Source organism: Klebsiella sp. K47, assembly GCF_051858335.1.
Lineage (GTDB): Bacteria > Pseudomonadota > Gammaproteobacteria > Enterobacterales > Enterobacteriaceae > Klebsiella > Klebsiella pneumoniae.
The window spans coordinates 62,657-74,881 of the sequence record NZ_JBPYUI010000001.1 but is presented as its reverse complement, the minus strand read 5'-3'; the positions used below and the strand labels follow the sequence as shown (position 1 = coordinate 74,881).

Annotated in this window: 11 protein-coding genes, 1 tRNA gene and 1 other RNA gene; 8 read left to right on the top strand and 5 right to left on the bottom strand. The window is 56.2% G+C overall.

Annotation, left to right across the window (positions count from 1 at the left end; all coding sequences use genetic code 11):
- Positions 1-11 precede the first annotated feature (11 nt).
- The 4 genes from RRF55_RS00395 to RRF55_RS00380 all read right to left on the bottom strand — a co-directional run bounded on the left by RRF55_RS00395 (position 12) and on the right by RRF55_RS00380 (position 2,157).
- Positions 12-584 (bottom strand): TetR/AcrR family transcriptional regulator, encoded by a 573-nt coding sequence (locus RRF55_RS00395; protein WP_004224069.1) that lies wholly within the window; start codon positions 582-584, stop codon positions 12-14.
- A 94-nt stretch (positions 585-678) separates the two neighbouring features.
- Entirely contained in the window at positions 679-1,542 is an 864-nt protein-coding gene (locus RRF55_RS00390; protein WP_004176596.1) for an arginase family protein, read from the bottom strand.
- A gap of 347 nt (positions 1,543-1,889) precedes the next feature.
- A non-coding RNA gene (locus RRF55_RS00385) (RtT sRNA) lies at positions 1,890-2,026 on the bottom strand.
- Between the two features lie 43 nt (positions 2,027-2,069).
- Positions 2,070-2,157: transfer RNA gene (locus RRF55_RS00380), tRNA-Ser, on the bottom strand.
- A gap of 268 nt (positions 2,158-2,425) precedes the next feature.
- On the opposite strand from RRF55_RS00380, the gene ghrA reads away from it, so the two are divergent.
- The 6 genes from ghrA to RRF55_RS00350 all read left to right on the top strand — a co-directional run bounded on the left by ghrA (position 2,426) and on the right by RRF55_RS00350 (position 6,690).
- Positions 2,426-3,364, top strand: coding sequence for a glyoxylate/hydroxypyruvate reductase GhrA (gene ghrA, locus RRF55_RS00375; RefSeq protein ID WP_023284934.1), 939 nt, complete (start codon positions 2,426-2,428; stop codon positions 3,362-3,364).
- A gap of 88 nt (positions 3,365-3,452) precedes the next feature.
- A complete protein-coding gene (locus tag RRF55_RS00370) occupies positions 3,453-4,190 on the top strand; it encodes a phosphatase (protein ID WP_004140764.1) in 738 nt (245 codons plus the stop codon).
- Between the two features lie 22 nt (positions 4,191-4,212).
- Entirely contained in the window at positions 4,213-4,767 is a 555-nt protein-coding gene (locus RRF55_RS00365) for a TorD/DmsD family molecular chaperone (RefSeq protein WP_004140758.1), read from the top strand.
- 103 nt (positions 4,768-4,870) lie between these two features.
- Positions 4,871-5,353 carry a DUF1097 domain-containing protein gene (locus RRF55_RS00360; RefSeq protein WP_002898950.1) on the top strand — a complete coding sequence of 161 codons (483 nt, stop codon included), beginning with the start codon at positions 4,871-4,873 and terminating at the stop codon, positions 5,351-5,353.
- A 149-nt stretch (positions 5,354-5,502) separates the two neighbouring features.
- Positions 5,503-6,030: an O-acetyl-ADP-ribose deacetylase gene (gene ymdB, locus RRF55_RS00355; protein WP_004176593.1), complete on the top strand. Its 528-nt coding sequence runs from the start codon at positions 5,503-5,505 to the stop codon at positions 6,028-6,030.
- Between the two features lie 66 nt (positions 6,031-6,096).
- Positions 6,097-6,690, top strand: a complete 594-nt coding sequence (locus tag RRF55_RS00350; RefSeq protein ID WP_004179313.1) for a TetR/AcrR family transcriptional regulator — start codon at positions 6,097-6,099, stop codon at positions 6,688-6,690.
- Between the two features lie 34 nt (positions 6,691-6,724).
- On the opposite strand, the gene mdoC is transcribed toward RRF55_RS00350, so the two are convergent.
- A complete protein-coding gene (gene mdoC, locus RRF55_RS00345; protein ID WP_064143584.1) occupies positions 6,725-7,885 on the bottom strand; it encodes a glucans biosynthesis protein MdoC in 1,161 nt (386 codons plus the stop codon).
- A gap of 251 nt (positions 7,886-8,136) precedes the next feature.
- Between mdoC and mdoG the strand changes: the two genes are divergently transcribed.
- Entirely contained in the window at positions 8,137-9,690 is a 1,554-nt protein-coding gene (mdoG, locus tag RRF55_RS00340) for a glucans biosynthesis protein MdoG (protein ID WP_099663979.1), read from the top strand.
- A complete protein-coding gene (gene mdoH, locus RRF55_RS00335; protein WP_002898967.1) occupies positions 9,683-12,211 on the top strand; it encodes a glucans biosynthesis glucosyltransferase MdoH in 2,529 nt (842 codons plus the stop codon). The genes mdoG and mdoH overlap by 8 nt, the downstream gene beginning before the upstream one ends.
- Positions 12,212-12,225 lie beyond the last annotated feature (14 nt).

Sequence of the window (12,225 nt, the reverse complement as noted above, 5' to 3'; positions counted from 1 at the left end):
ACCGTCTGGTATTATTTAAGCAATTTTGCCATAACGTCAAAAAACATTGGCAGATCATCCTTGAATGAGAAGGTCGTGTTTATTGCCTGACGAGCGATTAAACCGTCAATAAGGGCAAAAATAATGATCGTGATTTCTTCAAGGTTAATATCACGGCGAAACTCTCCGGCAGCGATACCCTCCTGGATGAGCCGCGCGAAGCTTTTCCGCATGATGTCATCACTGGAGATATACGTTTTTCGCAGTTCTGGATTACGCGCAGACTCAGCCATAATTTCAACCCAAAGTTGATGCGTGATAGGGTAACCGATCTCGCTAATACAGGACGTGACTTGTGCACAAAGGCGATCAAAATAAGAGCCTGCATAGGTCGCATTATGGGCAGTCAGCGCGGAGTTCTGTTCTTCCAGTACAATAGCCTTAACAAGCTCATCCTTACTTTTGAAATACGTATACATTGCTCCTTGACTAATTCCTGCCCGGGTAGAGATTTCACGTACGCTTGTCGCACTAAAGCCTTTTTCCGCAAAGCAGGCAGCAGCAGCCGTAATCAACTTATGGTAGGTTTCGGTTTTTTTTAACATATCGGCATCTTGGTAAATTCGGTGTCCAGACTTTAACGCGCTTTTATGCAAGGAGCCAGAGCTATACTCTGTCGTCTGGCTCCTGGATTTCGTCTTACTTTAGAAGGGGTAATTCACTGAGCATGTTCTTGAGATTCAGCATGTCCCAGGGCAAATGTTCAGCGATTGTCAGGCCAACGGGGACTGCTTTTGTCGTCGCTGCCGCTATCAGATTGAGTACATCCTCAATCGTCAGTTTGCCTTCAGCAACGTCGCCAAAATCGTGTTTTCCGCGCCCCGGTTTTGCAAAAAGAATGGAGCGGAACAGAGATGGGTCGAGTACGTCCAGATCGATATGGATCGCCAGATACGCAATCTTTTCTTTCGCTATCCACTCCAGGACTTCATCTGCACCGCTTTTAACCTGTTCAGGTGCTAGCGTCGTAATGTTATGGCGAGTGAGGTATTCAGCTTCATAAGGAAGTGGCGCGTGGATACCGGCAATCATTATTTTTGACGGATTAAGTTTGGTTTTTACATGGGCAACTAAATCGTTATCACCCGTACCCATTAGCGCACCAAGCACATGGGCATGCGCGTTTGGATATTGTTCAGCCGTCTGCACGTCAGGATGCGAGTCAATCCAGAGCACACCGAGTTTGTCTCCGAACTTATCGAGCAGGTGGGCGAAAGGCGCCAGCGAAACCAGGCAGTCTCCGCCTAAAATGACAATGCTATTGGGATCATGTTTTTCAATCAGTGCGGCAGCATTATTGAGTTGCCTGATGAGGGATGGCTTAGCCGTGATGTCATTAATCCTTGGCAATGGCTCTGTTGTTGGTAACTCAACAGGAACGATCTCAACGGGCCCTTTTGCTTCAGGAGAGAGAAACGAGAGGAGCTGCGAGCCAAGATAGTAGGGAGGATTGTTACCGCCTTGCCATTGAGGAAATATAAGTCGCAGTGTTTTGCTAGTCATTGGTACCTTCTGTGTTGTCATGTGCTAAAATGAATGAACGTTCATTCAGTTTTATATTCAATTACGGTCGATACGCAAGTAACAAAGCACTTTTCGTTAATGCATAACGTACACCATCCGGAGCGATATGATTTTCGTTATGCCGGGTGGCTCAAAGCGGAAGAGGGGATAGTGTTGGCGAACATCTTCGCTGCGCTGTTAATCGTGTGAAGAAGAGTCTGGCTTTGACAATACTGCGTAATGTCTGTGGTCAGTTGTCGAACCCCGGTCGGGGGTTCTCATCCCCCCCGGTGGGTGCCACATGCGAAAAAAAAGCCCGTACTTGCGTACGAGCTCTTCTTAAAATATGGCGGTGGGGGGGGATTGACTCGCTTAGCTCGCCCCTGCGGGGCAGCCCGCTCGCAGGCTCGCGGTCTGTCCAACTGGCGTTGCCAGTTGTCGAACCCCGGTCGGGGGTTCTCATCCCCCCCTGTGGAGAATATAAAAGAAAAGAGCCCGTACTTTCGTACAGGCTCTCATCTCGAATATGGCGGTGAGGGGGGGATTCGAACCCCCGATACGTTGCCGTATACACACTTTCCAGGCGTGCTCCTTCAGCCACTCGGACACCTCACCATATTGTCTTTCCCGTTGTTGTCGGGAACGGGCGCTAATGTAGGGAAATACGTATCGCCCGTCAATCAACTTTTTGCAAAAAAAGCGCGTTTAGACAAACTTCGAGCAACTTGCTCCTTAAACGTGCGAAATCCGTTTTTTTTGTCGCCAGTAGCTTTTCCCTTTTCGCTCGGGGGAAATTTGTTATGCTGGCAAACCAATAGAAAACAATGAGTAAAATAAGACGCCAGCGTTAATCGGCCAAAGGCGTCTGCTATCAGGAGCCCCTATGGAGATTATTTTTTACCATCCGACCTTTGATACCCAATACTGGATCTGTGAGCTGGAAAAGCAGTTACCCGGCGCGCGGGTGCGCGAGTGGAAAGCGGGCGATAACCGGCCGGCGGACTATGCCCTGGTCTGGCATCCGCCGGTAGAGATGCTGCAGGGCCGGGCGCTGAAGGCCGTGTTCGCCCTCGGGGCAGGGGTGGACTCTATTCTCAGCAAGCTGCGCGACCATCCGGATATGCTGCCGCTGTCGATTCCGCTGTTTCGTCTCGAAGATACCGGTATGGGACGGCAGATGCAGGAGTATGCCGTGAGCCAGGTGCTGCACTGGTTCCGCCGCTTTGATGACTATCAGGCGCTGAAGCTGGCTTCCCGCTGGCAGCCGCTGCCCGAGTACCGCGCCGACGAATTCACCGTCGGGATTATGGGCGCCGGCGTGCTGGGGGCGAAGGTTGCGGAAAGTCTGCAACCCTGGGGGTTCCCGCTTCGCGTCTGGAGCCGTAGCCGCAAATCCTGGCCGCAGGTGCAGAGCTTCGCCGGCCAGGCCGAGCTGGGCGAATTCCTGCAGGGCACTCGCGTGCTGATCAACCTGCTGCCGAATACCGCCGAAACCGCCGGCATTATTAACCAGACGCTGCTGGCGCAGTTGCCTGATGAGAGCTATGTCCTCAACCTTGCTCGCGGCGTGCATGTCGTTGAAGAGGATCTGCTGGCGGCGCTGAACAGCGGTAAGCTCAAAGGGGCGATGCTCGATGTCTTCAGTCGCGAACCGCTGCCGCAGGAGAGCCCGCTATGGGTGCATCCGCGGGTGGCCATGACCCCCCATGTGGCGGCAGTGACCCGTCCAATGGAAGCTATCACCTACATTGCGGAGACCATTAGCCGGCTTGAGCGAGGGGAGCCGGTAAGCGGTCAGGTCGACCGCCAGCGCGGTTATTAAGACGAGAGAACCCCGCCACGGCGGGGTTTTTGCTAATCAATAGCCCGGTTTCCTGCTATTCTTGCGGCAAACAGAAGAGGAGAATGTGATGTATCCCGTTGACCTGCACATGCATACCGTCGCCAGCACCCATGCCTACAGCACCCTGCACGATTATATTGCGGAAGCAAAGCGTAAAGGGATCAAACTCTTCGCCATCACCGACCACGGCCCGGACATGGCGGATGCTCCGCACTACTGGCACTTCGTTAATATGCGCATCTGGCCCCGCCTGGTAGACGGGGTGGGGATCCTGCGCGGTATTGAGTCGAATATTAAAAATATTGAAGGCGAGATCGACTGTTCCGGACCGATGTTGACTTCTCTCGATCTGATCATCGCCGGATTTCATGAGCCGGTGTTTCCGCCGCAGGATCGTGACACCCATACACAGGCGATGATAGCCGCGATGGCCAGCGGTAAAGTGCATATGATTAGCCATCCGGGTAATCCGAAATTCCCGGTGGATATCCCGGCGATTGCCGAAGCGGCGGCTCGCTACCAGGTGGCGCTGGAGATTAATAACTCCTCATTCGTATCATCGCGCGTGGGCAGTGAAGACAACTGCCGGGCCATCGCCGCCGCAGTGCGTGATGCCGGGGGATGGGTGGCGCTGGGCTCGGACTCTCACACCGCCTTTACCCTTGGGGAATTTACCGAATGCCGCAAGATCCTTGATGCGGTCGATTTCCCGGAGGAGAGGATCCTCAACGTTTCTCCGCGTCGCCTGCTTAACTTCCTCGAGTCGCGGGGCATGCCGGCGATCCCGGAATTTGCTGACCTTTAATTTGTATAACTGGAATAACTGAATGAACGAGTTTTCAATCCTCTGCCGCGTGCTGGGTTCGCTGTATTACCGTCAACCGCAGGACCCGCTGCTGGTGCCGCTGTTTACCCTGATCCGCGAGGGCAAACTGGCCGCCAGCTGGCCGCTTGAGCAGGACGAGCTGCTGGCGCGTCTGCAGAAAAGCTGTGAAATGCAATCCCTGGCGACGGACTATAATGCGCTGTTCGTCGGTGAAGCCTGCAGCGTCCCGCCGTACCGTAGCGCGTGGGTGGAGGGTTCCTCGGAAGCGGAAGTTCGGGCTTTTCTGAGCGAACACGGCATCCCGACAGGGGAAGGTCCGGCGGATCATCTCGGCTCGCTGCTGCTGGCCGCCTCCTGGCTGGAGGATCATGCCGCAGAAGACCAGAGCGAGACGCTGGAGCTCCTGTTTGCCGACTATATCCTGCCGTGGTGCGGGACGATGCTGGGGAAAGTCGAAGCCCATGCGCACACGCCGTTCTGGCGCACCATGGCGCCGTTGACCCGCGACGCCATCGCCGCGATGTGGGACGAGCTGCAGGAAGAAGATGAGCAATAATATGTGATGCAAATCACCATATGAATGCAACTGAAAGAAAGTTCATTCATATACTGTGTTTTAGATCGCATTCTTCCGGCGCGTATCTGCTAGGATACGCGCCATGAACATACTCTTCGCAATCGCATTAACGACAGGCATCCTCTCCGGGATTTGGGGGTGGGTGGCGGTCGCTCTCGGCCTGCTGAGCTGGGCCGGATTCCTCGGCTGTACGGCCTATTTCGCCTGCCCGCAGGGCGGCTTGAAAGGGCTGGCCATCTCGTCCTGCACGGTGATGAGCGGCGTGGCCTGGGCGTTAGTGATTATCCACGGTAGCGCGCTGGCGCCACAGGTGCAGATCCTCAGCTATATGATGACCGGTGTGGTCGCCTTCCTGATGTGCATTCAGGCGCGACGGACGCTACTGTCGTTTGTCCCGGGCACCTTTATCGGCGCCTGCGCGACCTTCGCGGCAGACGGCGACTGGCGTCTGGTGATCCCTTCCCTGGCGCTGGGTCTGGTCTTTGGCTATGCCATGAAAAATAGTGGCCTGTGGCTGGCGGCCCGTGCGGATAAGCATAAATCGTTCGCCAACGACAACGCCTGATCGGCGGGACGACTAAAAAACAGGACCTTACGGGTCCTGTTTTTTTATCTTCTCGTCACCGGACAAAGCGATAATCTTGCTCCCGCAGGCGAGAATGCCCTAGTATCGGCAGAAAGCCGTATCCACACGCTATGCCGACAGGAGGAGAAATGGCTGTTAAACCTGAGGTAATTCTCGGCGATATTACGACACTTGATGTCGATGTGATTGTTAATGCGGCAAATCCCTCGCTGCTGGGTGGTGGCGGAGTAGACGGGGCCATCCACCGGGCGGCCGGTCCCGCGCTGCTGGCGGCTTGCAAGCAGGTGCTGCAGCAGCAGGGCGAATGCCCTCCCGGGCATGCGGTAATTACTATTGCCGGCAATCTGCCGGCCAGCGCGGTGATCCACACCGTGGGCCCGGTCTGGCACGGCGGCGACCGCATGGAGGCGCAAACCCTGGCCGATGCTTACAAAAACAGTCTGCAGTTGGCCTCGGCAAATAACTATCGCTCCATTGCGTTTCCGGCGATAAGCACCGGCGTGTATGGCTATCCGAAAGAGGAAGCGGCGGCGATCGCCGTGCGCACCGTCACCGCGTTTCTCACTCGCTATAACCCTCTTGAGCGCGTCCTGTTCGTCTGTTTTGACGAGGAAACGGCGGCTATCTATCGCCGCCTGCTGGCGTCATACCCCTGATTCAACAGAATAGGCTATGATAACCGCCAGTCTTGACGGGAATGATGGGTAGCAGGAGGGAGCAGGGTGTCAGAAGGAAAAGTCCAGCAGAAACAGCAGGCGCGCCGCGCGGAGATCGTTGTCGCTGCGCAAAAATGTTTCGCTGAAAAGGGGCTGCACGGCGCTTCCGTCGCCGATATCGCCCGGGAAGCGGGCCTGAGCGTCGGTCAGCTATATCGCATTTTTGCCAGCAAGGAAGCGATCATCGAAGCGATTGTTAGCGAAATCGTCAACGCCAGAGTCGGGGAGATGATCGATGAGAACCACAATCTGGCGCGTAAAGCGGCGGTTTTGGCTGGCAGGATCCCGACGTCGGCAGCCACCAAAAGCGATAATTATCTGCTGATGGAGATCAATGCCGAGGCCTCGCGTAACCCCCGCTTGCGTGAGATCCTGATGCAGGCCGATCGGCGGTTGAAAGAGGAGGGCGGTCGCCTGTCGCAGCGCTACCATCCCGGGCTCAGCGATGCGCGACGCAATGCCGCATCAGAGCTCATCGCCGTTCTGACAGAGGGGGCAGCCTACCGCTGTGAGCTGAGCGCCTCCACCCCGGTCGATAAGGCAGATTTAGAAGCCCTGTACAATATGATTTTCGACCGGCTTTTTGACGAGCAGGCATAATACGGCACGCCTGGCGTGCCGCACAGGCTAATGGTTAGCTGGCCGAGGCTGGGGTTTTGGCCGGTTTGTTCATCGGTTTACCGGAGAACAGGAAACGCAGCAGCGGAATGCGCAGGTGAATTTCATACAGGATCAGGGCAATACCCACCACAAAAACCAACCCGACAATAAAGCCTAAGGTATTGGACTTAATGACCGGGGTGATCCACGCCCCGTACAGCAGCGTCAGCGGATGGTGCACCAGGTAAATAAACAGCGAAGCATTGACGAAATAGGTTACGCGCGCCGACTGGAAGTTCAGCAGGCGATGGCCGAGCGAAAAGACCACATTGACCATCCACAGCCCAAGCACCATGGTGATCACCGATTCCGTTTCATACATCCAGCCGTCGCCGGAGCCGTACTGCTGGTTCAGCCGGTAGGCGATAAATCCCAGCAGCGCCGCTGCGCAGCACCATGGTGACGGGGTGGTAAACATCGCCTTCAGACGCGGATTAATAAAGGTCTGCGCCCCCAGCACAAAGAAGGGAAGATAGAACAGCGTCTGCATCACCACAAAGTTAAACAGACCATTGCTAAGCAGCGGCGGGTAAATCAGGAACAGCGATCGGCGGATCAGCGCGTAAAGCACCCCCAGCGCAAGGAAAATCATCGTTAGCTGGCCCATAGTGACAGTGTCACCAAAGGCTGAGGCACCCCCTGCCGGGCGGCGCGTCAGCCATTTAAACAGCACCACGCCCAGCGAGGTCAGCACCACCAGCACCAGTAAAAACCACAGGTGGGAAATAAGCTCCCACGCCAGGGTGTTAAATTTGTCGTACCCGGAAAGGGTGTGCCAGTTTTCCGCCTTGCCGTTGACGTACTGCAGCATAATAAACTGCGGCAGCGTCAGCAGTGGGATAGCGGTCAGCATCGGAATACCGACCCGTTCGACGCGCACTTTCCACCACTTTTTCAACGGGTAGCGCAGGAACAGCATGTAGGAGAAATAGCCGGAGATGACGAAAAAGACCTGCATCCGGAAGGCATGGATGAAGTCATTAAACAGCGTCAACCACCACGAGGGCTCAGCGCTGTTGACATGCCAGCTGTGGCTGGAATAAATCAGCGAAATGTGGAAAGGGATCCCCAGCAGCATCAGCCAGGCGCGGATGCTGTCGAAGAAATATTCACGCTGTACCGGAGTATTATTCATACGATTCACGACAATCTCAGATAATTCGTCTTATCACTCAAGATGATAACGCTTACATTATCAGCAACCCTACATGAACTCGGGGTACCTGTCTCCAGGATAAGCACGCAAAGTGCAAACGGGATAGCGAACTGTTTATTCCCTGCGCCGCTACGCTGAACAAAGCAGGGATTATGTTGTCGGATTGCCTGAGTTTCCATTAAAATAGATCGGATCGATTTAAGCACACAAAGGGGGAAGTGCTTACTTATATGAAACATAAACCACAGATGATGAAAATGCGTTGGTTAAGCGCAGCCGTAATGTTGTCCCTGTGTACTTCATCTGCATGGGCATTTAGCATTGATGACGTTGCAAAAGAGGCCAAAACGTTAGCCGGGAAAGGCTATGAAGCGCCGAAGAGTAACCTGCCCTCCGCTTTCCGCGACATGAAATACGCGGATTACCAGCAAATTCAGTTTAATCACGATAAAGCTTACTGGAATAACCAGAAAACCCCATTCAAGCTTGAATTTTACCATCAGGGTATGTACTTCGACACGCCGGTCACCATCAATGAAGTGACGGCCACCAGCGTGCGCAAAATTAAATATAGCCCGGACTATTTTAACTTTGGTAACGTTCAGCACGATAAAGACACGGTGAAAGACCTCGGTTTCGCCGGCTTCAAAGTACTGTATCCGATCAATAGCAAAGATAAGAACGATGAGATCGTCAGCATGCTCGGTGCCAGCTACTTCCGCGTGCTGGGTCAGGGTCAGGTTTACGGCCTGTCCGCGCGCGGCCTGGCTATCGATACCGCGCTGCCGTCCGGCGAAGAGTTCCCGCGTTTTCGCGAGTTCTGGATCGAGCGTCCTAAAGCCACCGACAAACGTCTGACTATCTATGCACTGCTGGACTCCCCGCGGGCAACCGGCGCTTATCGCTTTGTCATCATGCCGGGACGCGACACCGTGGTAGATGTCCTGTCCAAAGTTTACCTGCGTGACAAAGTGGGAAAACTGGGCGTGGCGCCGCTGACCAGCATGTTCCTGTTCGGTTCCAACCAGCCTTCTCCGGCGCTTAACTATCGTCCGGCGCTACACGACTCCAATGGTCTGTCGATCCTGGCCGGTAACGGCGAGTGGATCTGGCGTCCGCTGAACAACCCGAAACACCTTGCCGTTAGCAGCTATGCGATGGAAAACCCGCAAGGGTTCGGCCTGCTGCAGCGCGGCCGTCAGTTCTCGCGCTTCGAGGATCTCGACGATCGTTATGACCTGCGTCCGAGCGCCTGGATCACCCCGAAAGGGGAGTGGGGCAAAGGGAAAATCGAACTGGTTGAAATCCCGACCAACGATGAAACCAACGATAACATCGTGACTTACTGGACGCCGGATCAGCTGCCGGAGCCGGGCAAGGAGATGAACTTCAAGTACACCATCACCTTCAGCCGCGATGAAGACAAGCTGCATGCGCCGGATAACGCTTACGTTATGCAGACCCGCCGCTCTACCGGCGACGTGAAGCAGTCGAACCTGATCCGCCAGCCGGACGGCACCATTGCTTTCATTGTCGACTTCACCGGCGCCGATATGAAAAAACTGCCGGCGGATACCCCGGTCGCCGCCCAGGCGAGTACCGGCGATAACGCTGAAATCGTTGAAAATACCGTGCGTTACAATCCGGTGACCAAAGGCTGGCGAATGATCCTGCGTTTGAAGGTGAAAGATCCGAAGAAAACGACGGAAATGCGCGCCGCGCTGGTTAACGGTGATGACACGTTGAGCGAAACCTGGAGCTATCAGCTGCCTGCCAATGAATAAGATAACAAAGTACATTGACGCATTGCCGCTGTCGGACGCCGAGAAATCGGCGCTGCCGGACACCAGCCTGCAGGCCGTTCATCAGGCCCTGGATGACGACCATCAGACCTTCGCCCGCGAAGACGACTCCCCGCTGGGGTCGGTCAAGGCACGGCTGGCGCACAGCTGGCCGGATTCGCTGTCTGGCGATCAGCTGGTGAAGGATGATGAAGGCCGTACTCAGCTGCATGCGATGCCTAAAGCCAAGCGCTCCTCGATGATCCCGGACCCGTGGCGTACCAACCCGGTCGGCCGCTTCTGGGACCGTCTGCGCGGACGCGATGTCACGCCGCGCTATCTCTCCCGTCTGACGCAAGAAGAGCGCGAGAGTGAGCAAAAATGGCGTACCGTCGGCACCATTCGTCGCTATATCCTGCTGCTGCTGACGCTGTCGCAGACCGTGGTAGCCACCTGGTATATGAAAACCATTCTGCCTTATCAGGGCTGGGCGCTGATCAACCCGGCCGACATGGTGGGGCAGAACCTGTGGATCTCGTTCATGCAGCTGCTGCCGTACGTGTTGCAGAGCGGCATTCTGATCCTCTTCGCGGTGCTGTTCTGCTGGGTTTCCGCCGGCTTCTGGACCGCGTTAATGGGCTTCCTGCAGCTATTGATCGGCCGCGATAAGTACAGTATTTCCGCCTCGACGGTCGGTGACGAACCGTTGAACCCGGCGCACCGTACGGCGCTGATAATGCCGATCTGTAACGAAGACGTTGACCGCGTTTTCGCCGGCCTGCGGGCGACCTGGGAGTCGGTGAAAGCGACCGGTAACGCCGCTCATTTCGACGTCTATATCCTCAGCGATAGCTATAACCCCGATATCTGTGTGGCTGAGCAAAAGGCGTGGATGGAGCTGATTGCCGAAGTGCAGGGCGAAGGGCAGATCTTCTACCGCCGCCGTCGTCGTCGAGTGAAGCGTAAGAGCGGCAACATCGATGACTTCTGCCGCCGCTGGGGCAGCCAGTATAGCTATATGGTGGTGCTGGACGCTGACTCGGTGATGACCGGTGAGTGTCTGAGCAGCCTGGTGCGCCTGATGGAAGCGAACCCGAACGCCGGGATCATTCAGTCTTCCCCGCGCGCCTCGGGCATGGACACGCTGTATGCGCGTTGCCAGCAGTTTGCCACCCGGGTGTACGGTCCGCTGTTTACGGCGGGTCTGCACTTCTGGCAGTTGGGGGAGTCCCACTACTGGGGCCACAACGCCATTATCCGCGTGAAGCCGTTCATTGAGCACTGCGCGCTGGCGCCGCTGCCGGGCGAGGGCAACTTTGCCGGCTCGATCCTGTCGCACGACTTCGTCGAAGCCGCGCTGATGCGCCGTGCCGGCTGGGGGGTGTGGATTGCCTACGATCTGCCGGGCTCCTATGAGGAGCTGCCGCCGAACCTGCTGGACGAGCTGAAACGCGACCGTCGCTGGTGTCAGGGCAACCTGATGAACTTCCGCCTGTTCCTTGTCAGAGGGATGCACCCGGTTCACCGGGCGGTGTTCCTCACCGGCGTGATGTCCTACCTGTCGGCGCCGCTGTGGTTTATGTTCCTTGCCCTGTCGACGGCGTTGCAGGTGGTGCATGCCCTGACCGAACCGCAGTACTTCCTGCAGCCGCGTCAGCTGTTCCCGGTGTGGCCGCAGTGGCGGCCTGAGCTGGCCATCGCGCTGTTCGCCTCGACCATGGTGCTGCTGTTCCTGCCGAAGCTGCTGAGTATTATTCTGGTGTGGTGTAAAGGGCCGAAAGAGTACGGCGGATTTATCCGCGTCACGCTTTCACTGCTGCTGGAGGTCCTGTTCTCGGTCCTGCTGGCGCCGGTCCGTATGCTGTTCCACACCGTCTTCGTGGTCAGCGCCTTCCTCGGCTGGGAGGTGGTATGGAATTCGCCGCAGCGTGATGATGACTCCACGCCGTGGGGGGAAGCCTTTATGCGCCACGGCTCGCAGCTGCTGCTGGGGCTGGTGTGGGCGGTCGGGATGGCATGGCTGGATCTACGCTTCCTGTTCTGGCTAGCGCCGATTGTTGTCTCGCTGATCCTCTCGCCGTTCGTATCGGCGATTTCCAGCCGGGCGACAGTGGGCCTGCGCACCAAGCGCTGGAAGCTGTTCCTGATCCCGGAAGAGTATTCGCCGCCGCAGGTGCTCAAGGATACCGATGCGTACCTGACGATGAACCGTCAGCGTTCGCTGGACGATGGCTTTATGCACGCGGTGTTTAACCCGTCGTTTAACGCCCTCGCCACCGCAATGGCCACTGCGCGCCACCGTCAGGGTCATATCCTGGAGATCGCCCGCGAGCGCCATGTCGAGCAGGCGCTGAATGAAACGCCGGATAAGCTGAACCGCGATCGCCGACTGGTGCTGTTGAGCGACCCGGTAACCATGTCGCGTCTGCACTATCGCGTATGGGCCGCGCCGGAGAAATACTCTTCATGGGTGAACGCCTATCAGCAGTTGGCGCTTAACCCGCTGGCGCTGAAAACGAAATAAGCCGTACGTTAAGG